A 17753-nucleotide genomic window follows, 5' to 3' on the forward strand; every position below is an offset into this window, starting at 1 on the left:
CAGTTGAGGGTGCCTTTGCTGCAGGTGAAAGACTTAACCATTGTATTTGATTCTAAGACCCGGGAAGCAGTAAAGGCAGTAGATGGGGTTAGTTTTAGTATTTGGCCCGGTGAAGTGGTGGGTTTGGTGGGGGAAAGTGGTTCAGGAAAAAGTGTAACTGCACTTTCAATACTGAATCTTATCTCATTTAAGAAAGGTAGAATTGAAAGCGGAGAGATATTATATAAAGGTAAAGAAATTTTATCCCTGCCCCCAAAAAAAATAAGAAAAATCAGGGGCAGTGAAATAGCGATTATTTTTCAGGAACCTATGACCAGCTTGAACCCTGTTCTTCATGTGGGACTTCAGATTACGGAGGTCATCTGCACCCATTTTGGCGTATCCCGCAAAGATGCCAACGTTATGGCTGTGGATTTATTGAGAAATGTAGGGATCCCCGATGCCGAAAGGCGGATGAAATCATATCCCCATCACTTAAGCGGAGGTATGAGGCAGAGGGTAATGATTTCCATGGCACTGGCCTGCAAACCCGGCTTGTTGATTGCCGATGAACCTACTACCGCCCTGGATGTGACTATTCAGAGACAAATACTTGATTATCTTCAGCAGGTGATGAAAAAAGGACAGATGTCTATGCTCTTTATCAGTCATGATCTGGGGGTAATCGGAGAGGTATGTGACCGGGTGATGGTTATGTATGCTGGAAGGATACTTGAAACCGGAACTACCTTGGAGATTTTTAAAACACCTCTTCATCCGTATACCCGGGCTTTAGTGAAGGTTTCTGGTGGTTTTTACCATGCCGGGAACAAGCTTCCGGTTGTTCCCGGCATGGCTGCCGATTTATCCGGACTGCCCAAGGGCTGTAAGTTTCATCCCCGCTGTTCCCAGGTTCATAGGCTGTGCCGGGAGGTAGAACCAACACTTAAAAGCTATCAAAAAAGCGGTCTATCGGGGAAAGAACGTTGGGTAAGGTGCTGGGAATATACTAAGATGTGTAAGAAGGAGAGCAGTTCATGACTTTGCCGCTTTTATCTGTTCAATCTTTATCTAAATACTATCCAATAGAAGAAGGTTTCCACAGCTTTTGGGCTGGGGAAGGAAAATTTTTGGCGGTGGACAACGTGAGTTTTAATATTGAGGCGGGTGAAACCTTAAGTATAATTGGTGAAAGTGGATGTGGGAAGACTACCCTGGCTAAGATGTTGGTAAGACTTGTGGAACCTCAAGGGGGCAGCATTATATTTAAGGGTAATGACTTGCTGCAGTTAAGTCATAAGAAAATGCGAAAGATGCGCAGAGAAATACAAATGATTTTCCAAGACCCATATGGATCCTTGAACCCTAGATTAACAGTGCAGCAAATTATCGGAGAAGGTCTTGAGATCCACGGACTTTTCAACCGCACTGAGCGGGCTGCTATTATCAAGCTTATATTAGAAGAAGTAGGTTTAAACCCCAGGGATAAAGATAGATACCCAAGAGAGTTTAGCGGGGGACAGAGACAGAGAGTTACTATCGCCCGGGCCTTAGTGCTGCGCCCCAGCTTAATTATTGCCGATGAACCAGTATCTGCCCTGGATATTTCCATCAAATCTCAAATCGTTAATTTATTGCTGGAATCTCAGGAAAAATATAAGTTTTCTACTCTTTTTATTTCTCATGATTTGACTCTGGTAAGACAATTTAGCAGTAGAGTGGCTATTATGTATCTGGGACGCATTGTTGAAATGGCTAGAACCTCACAACTGTTTGAAAACCCTCTGCATATATACACCCAGGCGTTAATGTCTGCAGTGCCCCAATTCTTTTCAGACATCAAAATGGAACGTTTCACTTTAAAGGGGGAGGCTCCCAGCCTAACGAACCCTCCTTCTGGATGCCATTTCCATCCCCGGTGTTTCAAGGCTAAAAGTATATGTAAAAGAGAAAGGCCTGAATTAAAGCTGGTGGAACATAATCATTATATTGCTTGTCATTTATTATAATTTTTTGTTATAATTAGTTATAACAGCTATTGACTATTTGTAAATATAAGGGGGATTTATTTTGAAAATAACACTGATTCCCGGTGACGGTATTGGGCCCGATATAACAGCAGCAACTTTAAAAGTATTAGATGCCACCGGGCTTAAGTTTGAATGGGATGAACAAATTGCCGGTGAAGGCGCTATATCTAAATACGGCACTCCACTGCCCCAGGAAGTTATTGATTCTATTAAAAGGAATAAAATCGCTTTGAAGGGTCCCCTCACCACTCCCATTGGTACTGGCTTTCGTAGTGTAAACGTAACTTTAAGAAAGGAATTAGATCTTTATGCTAACCTTCGTCCTACCAGAACTTTTATAGGAGTAAAATCCCGTTATGATAATATTGATCTGGTAGTTGTCAGGGAAAATACCGAAGACCTTTATGCCGGTATAGAGCATATGGTAGGGGCAGATGCTGCGGAGAGTATAAAGATTATTACTAGAAAAGGCTCTGAGAGGGTTGCCAGATTTGCCTTTGATTACGCAGTAAAGGCGGGCAGAAGGAAGGTTACCGCAGTACATAAGGCTAATATTATGAAGTGTACAGACGGCCTGTTTCTGGAATGTGTCCGAAAGGTAGCAGAGGATTATCCGGAGATAGAATTTGAAGACCGCCTGGTGGATAATATGTGCATGCAGTTGGTGCAGAAGCCGGAGATTTATGATGTTATGGTGATGCCTAACCTTTATGGAGATATTATCTCAGATCTGTGTGCGGGACTGGTAGGAGGATTAGGGATGGCTCCAGGAGCCAACATAGGTGCCAGAGAGGCAATATTTGAACCGGTCCATGGCAGTGCACCTAAGTATGCCGGTATGGATAAAGTAAATCCCATCTCGATGATTCTCTCTGGAGTGTTGATGATGGAATATATAGGAGAAAAAGAAACCGCAGACCGGGTCCTAAAGGCGGTCAAAGAAGTGGTTGCTGAAGGAAAAGTAGTAACTTACGACCTGGGCGGGACGGCAAAAACTTCTGAAATGGCAGAGGCTATTGCTGCCAGAGTATAAATCAAATTTTAGGATTGTCAAGGGGATGGTTCTTCTGGCAATCCTATTTTTGTTAAAAATGGCAATGGAAGGATTGTAAAGAACTGTCCCCTTGACAACTCCCTTGACAACCTGACAATATTTAAAAAGAAGCTTGTATAAAAATAGGCGCTGAACTCATAATAAGAGTACAAAGGAGGAAAAATGTATGACTGTTGATTTTGAGCAGCGCCTTTTATATAAGCAGACTTTTAAAGAAATATTTCAGTTGGTGGACAATTATATTGAATTCTGTCCGGCAAAAGACTATAACTGCTCTTATTCTTGCGTTAACTGTAAGGCTCGGCTGGGTAAATTAGTGTATAAGAGTATGGATAAATGTCTGGAGATGATAGACTGATGATTCAAATTACAGCACTTGAAAAAGTGCTGTTTTTAACTTTATAGGCTCAAAATGTTTCTCAAAGAGTGGTATAATATGATAGTATAATTAAAATTGTTAGAATATTATGGACAGATAATCTGTTCTGGAGGGGGAATTAAAATGTCTGAATTAATGTCTCTGGGGGAAAATTTTTATGTTTTTAAAAGTTCTTACTGGGAATTAAACTCAGGAATAATGCATAATGAAGAGGAATGTGTTCTTATAGACCCTGGTTATTCGCCGGATGAATTAGGAGAGATAGATGATTTTTTAAAGGAACAGGGGGGCCCCCCTGGCCAAAGTTACTTGATATATACTCATTCTGACTTTGACCATATTGTAGGGGGGCAGCAGTTTCCACTGGCAAAAGAAATCGCTCAGGAAAATTTTTTAAGGTGTTTTCAGGGAGAGCAGTTTCAATACCTGGAGGAAGCTGATAAGGAACGGGGAATTACTCGTTTGGATTTTCGTTTTCCTGTCCCCGAAGTCACATTTAAAGACAGCTTAGAAATTTCCTTAAAAAATGAAACCTTGGCGTTATTTGCTGCTCCCGGTCATACCCGAGACTCCCTGTTTGTGGTGTTAAAAAACAGAGGGGTCCTGCTATCTGGGGATACCCTTTCTGATCAGGAATTTCCCTTTATTCATTACAATGCACAGCATTACAAAGAAACCTTGCAGCTGGCCGGTTCATTGTTGGAACAGTATGATATTAATTTTTTGGTTCCGGGGCATGGAAATTGGACAGGCAAAAAGGAAGAAATGAAAAAAAGGGTAGAGCAGGATATAGACTATTTGGACAATCTTATGGTAAATATTAGAGAATACTATTGTCAGGGACTGGCCACAGCTGAGATTCACTCGGTATTAAGGGAAGTAAGATACAAGGGAGATTATATTGGTGAAGTTTTGATGCCAGAACATACTAAAAACATTGAAAAAGTAATTCAGGAAATAGGAGATAATTTGTAAAGGACAAAAATGCCCGGTTTTATTTAAAAAACCCGGGCATTTTTAAAATTTTTTAATACTGTTCAAAGTTATACAAAATATATTAAGTGAGATACACTGGAGAATAGGGGAGGAAATAGATTGACACCTGGTAATATTTGCCTATGCTTAAAAAAGGCCCTGGATAAAGGGAAAGACGTGCCTGGAAACAAAATACAGAACAATTATGAGGCCTAACAGCCAGGATCCGTATTTTATAGCATGGGAAGCTACTTCATTTTCCCTGACATCTTCTTTGGAATCCATATAAACCACCTCATTTTTATTTTAGTATTCCCAATGATTTTAAAAATAAACTACAGTGATTTTAGAATGCAGTTGTATAAGTGAGGTAAGTTTTTCAAATAATAAAGAAACAAAATTTTGTTTTATTTAGGGGTGTCTGTTTTTGGATATACTGCTTTTAATAGTCGGCTTTGCTTTTATCGCTGCAGCCGTTGTAAAACCTATTGCAGCTGATGACTCTCTGATTGATATCAGGGAATTAACAGATGGGGGACCTCCTCCAGATGGGATCCCTTCTATTGACAACCCTATATTTTTAAAGAACGATAAAGTGGAGGAATGGTTAAGCAATAGAGATCCCGTGATTGTTTTGAGAGGAAAAAGAGAGGTTAAGGCATATCCACTTCAAATACTAATTTGGCATGAAATTGTAAATGACTTTCTAGATGGGAGGGCGGTGGCTGTAACTTACAGTGTTATGTCTAACAGTGTGGTGGCTATGGACAGGCACATTCTGGGTAATGACTTAGAATTCGGTACAACAGGGAAGCTTTTTAAAGGTACTTCAGTATATTATGACCGTCAAACCGGCTCATATTGGCTTCATTATTCAGGTCTATGTATTAGAGGGGAAATGGCCGCAGCCAAAATGGAACTACTGCCGGTTTTGGTAACTTCTTTTAGGGAGTACAGGAAGTCATATCCTAAGGGAGAGGTTTTATCTAGATATACAGGACATAGAAGGAAATATGGCAGGAATCCATATGTTAGATATGGGCGCCCCGATGAACGCCCTCTTCTTTTTCTTGGGGAGTTGGACAACAGGATTCTCCCTAAGGAAAAGATAGTTGGTGTTTCTCATGACCTGGGGAAGATAGCTTATCCCTATTCTCTTTTTGGTGGAGATTACCGACGGGTTATTCATGATGAACTCTGGGGGTTGGAAGTGGTTGTTTTTTATTCACGGGGCACAAATTCTCCTCTGGATGCTGCATCTATCTCTTTTTCCAGGGACATTGGTTCCGCGGCAGTTTTTTGCCCTTACCTGGAGGGGAAGCGGTTACATTTTTATGCCGGAGAAGAAGGATTTAAGGATAGGGAAACAGAAAGTAACTGGTCTATGCTGGGGAAATGTTTAACGGGAAGATTAGAGGGAAAGGAGCTGGAAATAATAAAACACCATGATACCTTTTGGTTCGCCTGGTCCACTTTATTTCCTGAAACGAAGATATATTCGGAGGAACTGGTACAAATTTTAAGTTAAATAATTATGAATTAAATGAAAGGATACTTATGGAAAACATAATATTGGTCTTAATCATTAGTATGGTTGGCGGTTTAGCGGCTTTGCTGTGGTTTTTATTTCAACCTGAAGAAAAATGTTCCCGGTGTGGTAAAGGTCGGCCGCATTTTAAAAAATCCTATAAGAATCTGGGTTTAGGTTTAGTTGACTGTTCCAGCTGTAACTGTGAAGTTGAACCTTTGGATTTAGATTTGGATGACCTGGGGAATGATAAAGTTAAAGGGCATGGTAGGTAGAAAGTCTTATTGTAAATGGGCATGAAAAAAAGCCGAGCTGGAAAAGCCCGGCATTTATCACGCTCTTGACAGAAGCCTATTTTGATTTTGCTACAGCTTCATCTACTGCTTCAAAAAGTGCGTTGGAACTTACTGTAGCACCGCTTACGGTGTCTATTCCTTCAGTACTTTGAGCTTCGATGATTTTAGGGATAAGTTCTTCAAAAGCTGCGTCTCCCAGGCCTTTGGTTTCATTTTCTTCAATCACTTCAATGCTAACAATTTTACCGTCATCCATAGTTACTTCTACAATAACCGGCCCGTGTCCACCTTCAGCTTCACCGGTATACACCTGACTACCTTCCTCAATGTCATTATCTACGGCATCTTCAGTGTCCTCAGCATCTTCAATATCCTCGGTTTCCTTAACATCTTCAGTTTCCGGGGCATCTTTAGTATCTGGCGTAGTTTCTCCACAACCTGCCATCATAACCAGAGCACCTATTAAGAGAATGGATAGCAGACAAATGAACGTTTTGCTTGGCTTCATTTTTTTAACCCTCCTAAAAAATAGTATATACTTATAATGATAAATTCTATATATACTTTTTTAAACCTCTTAATGTTAAAAAAATTAAATAAGATTAATTAATTCCCGATTATTTTGGTTCCAAATTTGATCTAACAAAAATAAAATTGTAATAGAGATTAATAGGAAGGTGGAAGAATCGTTTTGGAGAGAGTCAGCGTGCATGTATTTATAAATGGTCTGGTCCAGGGGGTATATTTTAGGAAGAGTTTAAAGGAAGAGGCTTTAAAAAATAATGTTACGGGATGGGCCAGAAATCTTCCCGATAGCCGGGTGGAAGCTGTTTTACAGGGAAGGAAAGAGGATGTTAAAAAGGTTGTTAATTGGGCAAAGCATGGTCCTCCTCGGGCTCGAGTGACGGAGGTAGAGGAGGATTGGCAGTGCCCGGCTAAAGAATATAAGAAATTTCGTATTCGTTAAGGGAGCTGAACCAGCTCCCTTAACGATATTATCAGCCGCTGCCGCCGCATCCGCTTAAAAGTAACATTAATCCTGTTAAAATAAGAGAAATCATTAAGTAACTTACTTTGTTCTTCATATATAAATCATCTCCTTTTAATTTTTACCAATACATCTTGTACACATTCTATCCGCAGAACAGTTTAATTTCCAGTGCCGGGTAATTTACTATTGTGAAGCTGCTAAAACTTCTACTTCCTTCTCTTTAAAACCTGTTACTATACTGGAACCATCAGAAAAAAGGGGTCTAATCATGGTGCGAGGATTTTCCATTATAATGTTTACGGCTTCATTTATTGAAATTTTTAATGGGTCAATCTTAAGATCTTTAAACCCTTTACTTTTTTTATTAATAAGGTCTACTATGGAAATACCGCCCAGGTTTGCCAATCCCAGAAGTTCCTCCTCTGACAGAGGTGCTTTTAAAATATTTCGGTATTCAAAATCCATCTGTTTTTCCAAAAGCCACGCTTTTGCCTTTTGACAGGTTCTTCAAGCAGGGAAACAGTAAAATGTAAGCAATCAACATTCCTCCTTTGTTATAATTTTAATGAGTAAATTATATCATGATTGAAATAATTCACGCAAATTCTAATTCCTTAACCTGATTGCAGTTGTTTTGGGAACATGTTATTTTTTACTAAAGATAATAATGTAAAAATTTTCATAGGGTTAAAAAAACTAAATAAAGGCCTAAAAATCATAATTCTTGGGAGTAATGAGCAGGTATATTTTGAGAACATTCTTTTAATCTAAGATTATGCAAAATAACGGTAACTATAAGACAGGCTTATGGTCTTATACAGTATCTATACTTATTAAACATCGTTTGACTTTAACCCCTAACCTGAAATACAGTATAAGTAAATAATTGTCGTAAGAGGAGAGATAATAGTGAAATATGTTCCTGTTGGTAAAGGCCATAAGGCTATATTGATAAGCATTTTAGTAATTGCAATTTTTATTCCTTTTTGTCTCCAGGGATGTTCTCTATCAACTGAAACTGGAACTGAAGACTTTCAATCTGAAGATGTAAAAGAGGGTGAAGGGGTAGTTCAAGAAGAAGATCCGGAAGAAGAACGTCTGCGCGTTGAAGAAGAGGAGAGAGAACTGCAGAAGAAATTAGAGGAAGAGAGGAAATTGCGGGAAGAGGCCTTAAGGGTAGACTTGGGACATTTCTTTGTGCCGCTTCCTCCATTAGAACAGGAGGACAACCCTCCTGTAAAAGCCAAGGGCATCTATGTCACCGGTAACTCCGTAGGGTTAACCAGTCGGTTTGAGCGGCTTTTAGATATGGTGGCAGCTACTGAATTAAACGCCATGGTTATAGATGTGAAAAATGACCATGGGTTAATGACCTATCGCAGTGAAATTGATATTCTTATCCAGTCCGGTGCTAATAAATCTGCTCCTGTTAAGGATATGCAGGAGGTGGTTGCTATGCTTAAAGAAAAGGGTATTTATACCATAGCCCGGGTGGTGGTATTTAGAGACCCCCTGCTTCCGGAGTTTAAACCGGAATGGGCTATCCAGAAAAACCAGGGGGGTGTCTGGAGAGATAATAAAGGAATGGGCTGGGTAAATCCTTATAATAAAAACGTCTGGGATTATAATATTGCTATTGCCAAGGAAGCAGCTCTCATGGGTTTTCAGGAAATACAGTTTGATTATGTTAGGTTTCCGGAAAATGCTCATCGGGTAGACCGGGAGGCATACTATCCTGGAGAAGACGGAAAACCAAAGGATAAAGCCATACAGGACTTTCTAACTTATGCTCAGAAGCAGCTGGAGGAATATAATGTGTATATCGCTGCGGATGTTTTTGGTGTAATTGCTACATCTTGGGGAGACACCGATAAGATTGGCCAGACCTGGGAGAAGATTGCTCCCCTTGTAGATTACAACTGTCCCATGATTTATCCCAGTCATTACGGAAGTGGTTACTTTGGGTTTGACGTGCCTGATGCTCATCCCGCTGGAACTGTAACTCATGCCCTTAATGATGCTATTAAGCGTAATGCACACATGGAAAATCCTGGAATAATCCGGCCGTGGCTGCAAAGTTTTACAGCTTCCTGGATTCGGGGAAATATACCTTACGGCCCCCAAGAGGTCAGGGCTCAGATCGATGCTGCCCTGGAGTTGGGCATTGACGAATATTTAATCTGGAATGCAGGAAACAGGTATCAGCCTGATGCTTTTCTATCCCCTGAGGAGGCTCTTATAAATGAAGAAAAAATAAAAAGCGATCGGGAACAAAAGGGACATGATGTTTTGGGTCACACTGCTGAGAAAGCTCTGGAAGAGTATTTGGAATCGGTGCGTAGAAAAGACTGGCGTGAAGCAATGGTCTATCAGTCTACAGGTTTTTCTTATGATCACCACCAGTTTCGGGAGTGGGTAGGTCAATGGACCGGCAGACTTACTTCCTATGATATAATCGCCCGGGATAATCTCTCTGAGGGGAAAGTATTTAGTTTGGATTTCACCATTACCATTGATGGCAATGAACTTATAACAAAGGGGAAAAATTTTGAAGTGTATAAGGAAAATATGATATGGAGGGTAAAACCACCGACAGAGTTCATAGAGACATTGGCATTTATCCCGGAAGCTACGATGGAAGAAGAGCAGGACACTAATAATTAACTTGTCGTCCTTCAAGTGAACAAAAATGTTTTGGGCCGGTGGCTGTTGCATGGCACAATCACCAGGTAAACTAGTAACCTTTCGGGAAAGAGTAGAATAATTCCATGGATTTTAATGAGGAGATATAAATCTATGAAAAAGACTGTGATTATTATGCATTTGTTTATGTTATTAACATTGTTTATTATGCTCGCCGTTGGTTGTGAAATGGTTACTCCCAGCCAGGATAAATCACAGGAAAATGTTGATTCATTGATTCCTGGCTTTAAAGGGAAACCCGGGGAATCTTCTTTAGAAAATAATGAAAAGAATGAGGGAGTTAATTCTCAACAGGGAGAGGAATTAGATGTCTCCCGTAATCTTACCAGGGAAGAGCTGAGTTTATTCCAGCCCAACGAACTGGGGGAAGTTATGATTTTAATGTATCACCGAATTGGTTACCCTGAGAGTGAATGGACCCGTACCCCAGAAAACTTTCAGAGGGATTTAGAAGAGCTTTATAGCCAGGGTTATAGAACGGTCAGCCTGCTGGATTATGTGCGGGGAGAAATAGATATACCCTTGGGCACAAGTCCGGTGATATTGACCTTTGATGATGGGACTCAAGGGCAGTTTAACTATATAGAGGGAGATAACGGGCCAATCATTGACCCTGAGTGTGCTGTAGGAATATTGGAGGATTTTTACCTTGAAAATCCTGACTTTGGTCGTGCCGCTACTTTCTATATCTATTATCCACTGCCCTTCCGTCAGAGTGAATACATTGAGGACAAACTGGAATACTTACGGGAAAACGGTTATGATATTGGTAACCACAGTTATACTCATGCCAACCTATCTAAAATCAGTTCGGAAGAAGTTGAAAAGGAGCTGGCACAGCATGCACGGAAAACCCAGGAGATTCTTCCTGGTTATCAGGTGCGAAGTCTGGCACTTCCTTTTGGGATTTTCCCTCAGGATAATGACCTGGTGAAGCAGGGGGAATACGAAGGGTTTAACTTTGAAAACGAAGCGGTTCTATTGGTTGGCTATCGACCGGCGCCTTCGCCATTTAGTATAGCCTTGGACCCCTACCGGCTGCCTAGAATAAGAGCCAGCGAGACGAAAGTTGAAGAAGTAGGCCTGTATGACTGGCTTTCTTATTTTGAAACGTATCCTGACCGCCGTTACGTCAGTGATGGCAGTACAAGCACCCTGACTGCACCGGAAGATCAACGACACAAGCTGTCTCCGGAGGTGGTGGGGGAACGGGAAGTAATTTTTTACGCAGTTGATGAAGAAGATTTAAGTGAGGAGACATAGGTAATAATGATTTTTTTAAAATAGAAGGTAAAAACAGATTTGTTCCATAAAAAAAAATAACCCGGGAGGCCGGGTTATTTTTTTTAATATCTTGTTTTTTAGAGTATAAAGTCTCAATTAATTCCCCGATGTTTCAGCTTTCTGAAACGAGTTCACGTGAGAATGTTTTTTCGTAATTTATGTTCTTTGTTCCAGTGGTATGAAACTGCTTTTTTCTATGATGTTTTTATAGGCCGGGCGGATAATTTTACCACTATTTACCAGCTCTTCGATCCGGTGGGCGCACCATCCGGCGACTCTGGACATGGCAAAAATGGGTGTATACAGTTCCAGGGGAATGTTCAGCATCTTGTAGACGAAACCGGAATAGAAATCAACATTAGGTACTATAGTCCGGACGTCTTTGTTAATTTCGGAAAAAACTTGAGGAGCTAATTTTTCTATGGAACAGTAAAGGTTGAATTCTTCCTCCAGGTGTTTTTCCTTGGCCAGTTCCTTTGCTTTTTCCTTTAGTAATATAGCTCTGGGGTCAGACAGGGTATAGACAGCATGTCCAATTCCATAAAGTAAGCCGGTGCGGTCAAAAGCTTCTTTCTTTATTATCTTCGCCAGGTAGTCTTCCAATTCTTTTTCGTTGTTCCAATCTTTTACATTTTGCTTGATGTCCTCCATCATCTGAGTGACCTTGATATTGGCTCCTCCATGTTTGGGCCCTTTGAGAGAACCTACTGCGGCGGCAATAGCTGAATATGTATCTGTATCTGTGGAGGTTACCACCCGTGCAGTAAAGGTAGAATTGTTTCCTCCGCCGTGTTCCGCATGCAGTACCAGGCACAGGTCTAAAACTTCTGCCTCCAGTTTAGTATATCGATTGTTTGGTCGAATAAGGTGAAGAAAATTCTCCGATGTAGATAATTCTGGATCCGGGATATGGATGAACAGGCTCATCTGGTCATAAAAATGTACTTTGGCCTGGTACCCATAGGCGGACATGGTAGGAAATTCAGCTATCAGCTCAATGGATTGCCTTAAAACATTGGAGAGGCTGTTGTCTTCGGGATTGCTGTCATAGGAGTAGCAGGTGAGTACATTTCTGGCTAATTTATTCATAATGTCACTGCTGGGGGCTTTAAGAATCATGTCTTCAGTGAAACCATCAGGTAACGTTCGGTTTTTGCCCAGTGTTTCTTTGAACTGAAGAAGCTGATTTTTGTTGGGAAGACTGCCGAAGAGGAGCAGATAACAGACTTCTTCGAACCCGTGCCTTTGTTCATTTTGATATCCTTTTACCAGGTCTGTAATTTCAATTCCCCTATAGAAAAGTCGTCCTTCCATGGGAATCTTTTCACCATTATCATCCTGACTATAGGCTTGCACCTCACCAACTTTAGAAAAACCAATCAGAACCCCGGTGCCATCCACATTTCTCAGCCCTTGTTTTGCCCCACTGTCCTTGTATAACTGGGGGTCGATTTGGTTGTTTTGCTGAGCCTTCGAAGATAGTTCATTAAAAAAAGTTTCATTCGCTACAAAAATATCAAGTTTTGATTTCATATATTAAGGCCTCCTTTTTAATGCAAAATATTTTATATGAAAGATTAACATATATATCAGTTTATGAGGCATGGCCTTTGTACTGATATTATGTTGGTAACATAAAAAGAGATTACAGAACATAATATTGAGCCAATTATATCATATTTTTGCCTTTGATAATAGGGATAAAATAAAATTCTTTTTCGGTTTTCAAAGGTGCCCCGGTTTTCAAAGGTGCCCCAAAGGTGATTTAAAAGTGCCATAGGTGTTGCATGGGTAACATAGGGTGTTTTTTAAGGCAGTATCATTTTTTTAGGGTAATCCGTATGTTTTTGCCGGAGGAACAAGGTTCGTTTATCCATATATTGTTAAATTGCTAAAAAGGAAAGTATTTCTAGGGTTTTCTTTTCAATGATTATTGACATTATAGTTTGTATTATGGTATCCTTTACCCATTATATTAAAAAACGATGAGAGGAAAGAGTAATCTGCAGTTTCTTACCCAGAGAGCTGTCGGAGGGTGCAAGACAGTATGGACTGTAGAGGAAAGCCATCCTTGAGTGGGCGATTGAATAAAGTAAATCGCCACGGCAGCTGGCCGTTATCTAGACTTTTTTGAGGAATAAAGAGGATTCAGGATTAACCCTGAATCAATAAGGGTGGTACCGCGGGTAATCTCTCGTCCCTGTTGGGAAGAGGGGTTTTTTGTTTTTTGAATTTTTTTATAAGGAGCTGACACAAATAATGGATGATGTGAAAACTCGTCTTTTACAGACCTTGGAACAAAATCATAGAGTGACCACAAAGACCCTGGCTACCATGTTGAAGTTGACAGAAGATAATGTAAAAGAAATGATAAAGGAACTGGAAGAGGCGAAGATTATTCTTGGCTATGTAACTTTAGTAGATTGGGAAAAGGCGGGTAACAATGATAATGTTACAGCTATTATTGATGTTAAAGTAACGCCACAGCGGGATGTGGGTTTTGATGAGATAGCTGAAAGAATTCGCAGGTTTCCGGAGGTTAAAAGTGTTTACCTGATGTCGGGAAGCCACGATTTACATGTCATGATTGAAGGTACATCTATGAAAAAGGTAGCCTTCTTTGTGGCTGAGAAATTAGCTTCCCTGGATAATGTTCAAAGTACAGCAACCTATTTTGTATTAAAGAAATATAAACAGGATGGAATTATTTTTGAAGAAGACAATAAAGACCACAGGCTGGTGGTGAGCCCATGAGCAGAAGGCCTTTTATTAAAAAAGATATTCAACAGCTTCCGACGTCAGGCATCCGAAAGTTTTTTGATCTGGCCAGCGGGGTAAAGGGGATTATCTCTTTGGGGGTGGGAGAGCCGGACTTTGTGACTCCCTGGCATATTCGGGAAGCCAGTGTGTATTCTCTGGAAAAGGGATACACCAATTATACTTCTAACTGTGGGCTGCCGGAACTTCGCCGGGAAATAAGCAGTTATTTGGAAAGGAAGCATGGAACTTTATATGATTATGATAGAGAAATTTTAGTAACTGTAGGGGTCAGTGAAGCAGTTGATATTGCTCTGCGGTGTGTCCTGGAAATTGGAGATGAAGTAATTATACCCGAGCCCTGTTTTGTTTCTTATAAGCCTTGTACCATAATGGCTGGGGGAATCCCCAAAACTGTTGTCACCCGGGAGTCAAATCAGTTTAAGCTGAAACCGGAGGACCTGCAAAATGCTATTACAGAAAAGAGTAAGGTGCTTCTTCTGTGTTACCCCAATAATCCTACCGGAGCCATAATGAACAGGAGAGAATTATTAGAAATCTCCAGAATTGTGGAGAAGCATGATCTTTTGGTTATCTCCGATGAAATATACAGTGAACTGACGTATGAAGGAGAACATGTTTCCTTTTCCTCACTGCTGGGCATGAAGGAACGCACTGTGGTTGTTAATGGTTTTTCTAAATCTTTTGCTATGACCGGTTGGAGGATCGGATACGCTGCCGCCCCGGAGGAGATTATTGGAGCCATGTTAAAAATACATCAGTACACCATCATGTGTGCCCCGGTTATGGGACAGATGGCAGCTTTAGAAGCGTTGAAAAACGGGGAAGAAGAAGTGAGAAGAATGGCTGAGCAGTATGATCAACGAAGAAACCTTATGGTGAATGGTTTAAGGGAGATTGGGATTTCCTGTTTTGAACCTCAAGGAGCTTTTTACGTGTTTCCCTCTATAAAATCTATCGGCATGACCTCTGAAACCTTTTGTGAAGCACTATTGAAAGAAGAAAAGGTTGCCGTGGTACCGGGAAATGCTTTTGGAAATTGTGGTGAAGGTTATGTGCGCTGTTCCTATGCTGCGTCTCTGCAAGAAATTACCGAGGCTTTGGAAAGAATTCAAAATTTTATTATTAAGCATCAAAAAAAGAAAAATGTCTGCGCAGCCCAATAAAAAGCCCGCCTTCAGGCGGGCTTTTACTTTTCCTTCAAGTAGTAAAAACCCAGGATGCCTATCAGCAGAGATAACCCGGCGGCAAGGGAAAACATATGAGTGTCTCCCATTTGTAGAAGAGAAAATACCGGGGGCCCCAGGGCAATACCTATAAACCGGGCACTTCCATAGAGTGCAGTAACACTGCCCCTCTGACTGCTTTTGGAAGCCCCGGTAATCATGGTATTTGTGGCCGGGAGCACCAGACCGCTTCCTACACCCAACAGTCCAAGCATTACAGGAAAGATAATGGGGCTTTCAATGCAAAGGGGGAAGATAAACATGGAAAAACTTAAAATGATAAAGCCCAAAAGAAAAGAATGTCTAAAAAAAAGAGTTTTCTTTTTCAAATATAGTCCTGTCAGGTAAGCGGTGACACCAAGGCTTAGGAGAGGAACCGAAAGGATTAAACCTCTGCTGATCCCCCAAAGGTCAAAATTATTAACAATAATATCGGAGCTAAAGGAAAGGGCACCGAAAAGCATAAGGAGCACCATCAACCCTCCTGTAAAATTTATCAAAAGGTAAATACCTTTATCTATAAAAAGCAGATTTATATCCTGAAAATAGTTAATGCTATTTTTAGATTTTACTTCAAGGGGTTCTTTTACCCAAAACCAGATCATCAGGGCAATGGGAATGGAAAGTAAGGCATAGGAGAAAAAAATAGCATACCATACCAATAGTGCTGTAGCTGATCCTATGATTGGGCTTATTGCTTTTCCTAACCCGTTGGCAGCTTCCATAGCCCCCATACTTTCGCTGCGTTCTTCTATAGGGAATAGATCGCCGGCCAAAGCCATAGCAATGGGGGCTGTTCCTGCAGCACCTACTCCCTGGACCACCCGGCCTGCCAGAATGTAGTAGTATGGGTTTTGAACTAAGGCAGCTGCCGTACCGGAAAGAATCCCTCCCAGACCATATAAAAGTATCCCGGGTACAATTATGTTTTTTCTGCCCCATAGATCGGAAAAATAGCCTACAAAGGGAATGGTAATAGCAGCAGATGCTGAAAAAAAAGTTATCAAAAGTCCTACCTGCAGTTGATTTATTCCCAGTATGTTTTTAATGGTGTTAAATTCCGGGATTAACATGGAATTCCCTAAAACCATGAGAAAGGGCACAGTACTTAATACCAGCAGGATTTTATTATTCTTATGTTGTTTTTGCATGGATAATGTCCTCATTTGTAGAGCATTTATAATTTATTTTTTTCAATACTGTAAGTAATAATAAGTGCCAAAATAAGGGTACTTTCTTTTTCGTATATTTCTAAAATCCTATGGAAAAGCTTTAAAAAATAATATTTCTAATGGGGGCTTTACAAATGAGTGATATTTTGATATTAGGCGGCGGTATTGGGGGAATCGTTGCTGCCAATGTTTTAAGCAAAACTCTGGACAAAAAAAAGCACAATATCAAGCTGATTGACCAAAAAGATAAGCATGTTTTTCAATCAGCATACCCCCATCTCCTGGTAAACAAAAGAAAACCTGGGGATATTACCCGTAAATTGGAGAGGCTGGAAAGAAAAGGCGTTAAATATTACCAGGCCCGCGTAGAGGGAGTAACTCCTGAAGAAAGCAAGGTGATTACAGATCAAGGGCCCATGAAATATGATTATTTAATCATATCTTTAGGAGTGGAACACCATCCGGAAACCGTCCCGGGGTTCACAGAAACAGCATATAATATCTACAACTTTGACGATTTAATTAGCCTTCAAAAAATACTAAAAAATTTTAAAAATGGAAAAATTGTTTTGTTTATTTCAAGCCTTCCTTTTTCGTGTCCCCCTGCTCCCTATGAGACGAGCTTTTTGCTGGATAATTATTTCCGAGAGAGGGGGCTTCGGGAAAAGATAGAGATATCGGTGTTTACTCCTGAAACTTCTCCAGAACCTCTGGCAGGGCCAAAGGTTGGGGAGAGTGTCCGTCGTATGATGGAACAGCGAAATATTAAGTTGACTACCGAAGCAAAGGTTTTGTCCCTGGACCCTGTGAACAAGAAACTTAATTTGGATCAGGGGGTCTCTGTGGAAGCAGACCTTTTTTTGGGTATTCCGTCACATTGGGGCCCTCAGGTGCTTCACAGCAGCGGTTTGGTGGAGGAGGGCGGCTGGATTAAAGTGGATCCCACTACCTTGGAAACAGATAACAAACAAATATTTGCCGTGGGGGATGCCACAGCTTTGAGGCTGCCTGTGATCAATACTTTGGCTCCTAAGGCGGGTATATTTGCTCATTACCAGGCTGAAGTGGTAGCCAGGAATATTGCCTGTATTTTAAAGGGGGAAAAACCAGAATTTCGTTACACTGCCAAAGGTTTGTGACTTATGGCCACCGGGTTCGGTCGAGCCCGTTATTCTACCGTACGTTACTATGTGAAACCAAAACCCTTTGTCACTCTATTACGGCCCACACGAATTGCCTACTGGGGAAAAATAGCCTTTGAAAAATATTGGCTGCGAAATTGGTTTTAGGGAATATTTAATCGTATAGTTTCATCAGTTAAAATAAATACTAAGGATATAACCTTTAAAAAAAGATGG

The 17753-nt window shown here is 40.7% G+C and carries 17 protein-coding genes, 1 pseudogene and 1 other annotated feature; of the genes and pseudogenes, 13 read left to right on the top strand and 5 right to left on the bottom strand.

Features of this window, described 5'->3' with window-relative positions; translation table 11 throughout:
• Positions 1-9: 9 nt before the first annotated feature.
• The 5 genes from HUE98_RS05550 to HUE98_RS05570 all read left to right on the top strand — a co-directional run bounded on the left by HUE98_RS05550 (position 10) and on the right by HUE98_RS05570 (position 4417).
• A complete protein-coding gene (locus tag HUE98_RS05550) occupies positions 10-1020 on the top strand; it encodes an ABC transporter ATP-binding protein (protein WP_241423512.1) in 1011 nt (336 codons plus the stop codon).
• Entirely contained in the window at positions 1017-1988 is a 972-nt protein-coding gene (locus HUE98_RS05555; RefSeq protein ID WP_241422866.1) for an ABC transporter ATP-binding protein, read from the top strand. Before HUE98_RS05550 ends, HUE98_RS05555 begins: the two co-directional genes overlap by 4 nt.
• A 58-nt stretch (positions 1989-2046) precedes the next feature.
• Positions 2047-3042: an isocitrate/isopropylmalate dehydrogenase family protein gene (locus tag HUE98_RS05560; protein WP_241423513.1), complete on the top strand. Its 996-nt coding sequence runs from the start codon at positions 2047-2049 to the stop codon at positions 3040-3042.
• Positions 3043-3229: 187 nt separating this feature from the next.
• Complete coding sequence (locus tag HUE98_RS05565) at positions 3230-3421, top strand: hypothetical protein (protein ID WP_241422867.1); 192 nt, start codon at positions 3230-3232, stop codon at positions 3419-3421.
• A gap of 144 nt (positions 3422-3565) precedes the next feature.
• Positions 3566-4417 carry an MBL fold metallo-hydrolase gene (locus HUE98_RS05570; RefSeq protein WP_241422868.1) on the top strand — a complete coding sequence of 284 codons (852 nt, stop codon included), beginning with the start codon at positions 3566-3568 and terminating at the stop codon, positions 4415-4417.
• 147 nt (positions 4418-4564) lie between these two features.
• On the opposite strand, the gene HUE98_RS05575 is transcribed toward HUE98_RS05570, so the two are convergent.
• On the bottom strand, positions 4565-4702 hold the full coding sequence (locus HUE98_RS05575) for a hypothetical protein (RefSeq protein ID WP_241422869.1): 138 nt from the start codon (positions 4700-4702) through the stop codon (positions 4565-4567).
• A gap of 142 nt (positions 4703-4844) precedes the next feature.
• Here HUE98_RS05575 and HUE98_RS05580 point away from each other — a divergent pair, with 142 nt between their 5' ends.
• Both HUE98_RS05580 and HUE98_RS05585 read left to right on the top strand, forming a co-directional pair.
• Positions 4845-5945 carry a DUF3179 domain-containing protein gene (locus HUE98_RS05580; protein WP_241422870.1) on the top strand — a complete coding sequence of 367 codons (1101 nt, stop codon included), beginning with the start codon at positions 4845-4847 and terminating at the stop codon, positions 5943-5945.
• Positions 5946-5974: 29 nt separating this feature from the next.
• Positions 5975-6220, top strand: coding sequence for a hypothetical protein (locus tag HUE98_RS05585; protein ID WP_241422871.1), 246 nt, complete (start codon positions 5975-5977; stop codon positions 6218-6220).
• Between the two features lie 76 nt (positions 6221-6296).
• Here HUE98_RS05585 and HUE98_RS05590 read toward each other — a convergent pair whose 3' ends face one another.
• Entirely contained in the window at positions 6297-6749 is a 453-nt protein-coding gene (locus tag HUE98_RS05590; RefSeq protein WP_241422872.1) for an FMN-binding protein, read from the bottom strand.
• Between the two features lie 183 nt (positions 6750-6932).
• Here HUE98_RS05590 and HUE98_RS05595 point away from each other — a divergent pair, with 183 nt between their 5' ends.
• Entirely contained in the window at positions 6933-7208 is a 276-nt protein-coding gene (locus tag HUE98_RS05595) for an acylphosphatase (RefSeq protein ID WP_241422873.1), read from the top strand.
• A 207-nt stretch (positions 7209-7415) separates the two neighbouring features.
• Here HUE98_RS05595 and HUE98_RS05600 read toward each other — a convergent pair.
• Positions 7416-7724 (bottom strand): annotated as a pseudogene (locus tag HUE98_RS05600) (arsenate reductase family protein); the annotation flags it as partial.
• A gap of 417 nt (positions 7725-8141) precedes the next feature.
• Between HUE98_RS05600 and HUE98_RS05605 the strand changes: the two are divergent.
• A complete protein-coding gene (locus HUE98_RS05605; RefSeq protein WP_241422875.1) occupies positions 8142-9896 on the top strand; it encodes a putative glycoside hydrolase in 1755 nt (584 codons plus the stop codon).
• A gap of 132 nt (positions 9897-10028) precedes the next feature.
• On the top strand, positions 10029-11198 hold the full coding sequence (locus HUE98_RS05610; protein WP_241422876.1) for a polysaccharide deacetylase family protein: 1170 nt from the start codon (positions 10029-10031) through the stop codon (positions 11196-11198).
• A 177-nt stretch (positions 11199-11375) separates the two neighbouring features.
• Here the strand turns inward: HUE98_RS05610 and HUE98_RS05615 are convergent, their stop codons facing one another.
• A complete protein-coding gene (locus HUE98_RS05615) occupies positions 11376-12752 on the bottom strand; it encodes a citrate/2-methylcitrate synthase (RefSeq protein WP_241422877.1) in 1377 nt (458 codons plus the stop codon).
• Between the two features lie 443 nt (positions 12753-13195).
• Positions 13196-13424: a binding site (T-box leader), on the top strand.
• Between the two features lie 54 nt (positions 13425-13478).
• Between HUE98_RS05615 and HUE98_RS05620 the strand changes: the two genes are divergently transcribed.
• Together HUE98_RS05620 and HUE98_RS05625 are read left to right on the top strand one after the other, a co-directional pair.
• On the top strand, positions 13479-13973 hold the full coding sequence (locus HUE98_RS05620) for an Lrp/AsnC family transcriptional regulator (RefSeq protein ID WP_241422878.1): 495 nt from the start codon (positions 13479-13481) through the stop codon (positions 13971-13973).
• Positions 13970-15163 carry an aminotransferase class I/II-fold pyridoxal phosphate-dependent enzyme gene (locus tag HUE98_RS05625; RefSeq protein ID WP_241422879.1) on the top strand — a complete coding sequence of 398 codons (1194 nt, stop codon included), beginning with the start codon at positions 13970-13972 and terminating at the stop codon, positions 15161-15163. The genes HUE98_RS05620 and HUE98_RS05625 overlap by 4 nt, the downstream gene beginning before the upstream one ends.
• 23 nt (positions 15164-15186) lie before the next feature.
• On the opposite strand, the gene HUE98_RS05630 is transcribed toward HUE98_RS05625, so the two are convergent.
• Entirely contained in the window at positions 15187-16374 is a 1188-nt protein-coding gene (locus HUE98_RS05630) for an MFS transporter (RefSeq protein ID WP_241422880.1), read from the bottom strand.
• 155 nt (positions 16375-16529) lie between these two features.
• Between HUE98_RS05630 and HUE98_RS05635 the strand changes: the two genes are divergently transcribed.
• The gene (locus tag HUE98_RS05635; RefSeq protein ID WP_241422881.1) at positions 16530-17534 is read left to right on the top strand and encodes an NAD(P)/FAD-dependent oxidoreductase; all 1005 of its coding nucleotides are present in this window, start codon (positions 16530-16532) and stop codon (positions 17532-17534) included.
• Positions 17535-17753: the final 219 nt, after the last annotated feature.

The sequence above is a fragment of the Candidatus Contubernalis alkalaceticus genome, from assembly GCF_022558445.1.
Classification (GTDB): domain Bacteria; phylum Bacillota; class Dethiobacteria; order SKNC01; family SKNC01; genus Contubernalis; species Contubernalis alkaliaceticus.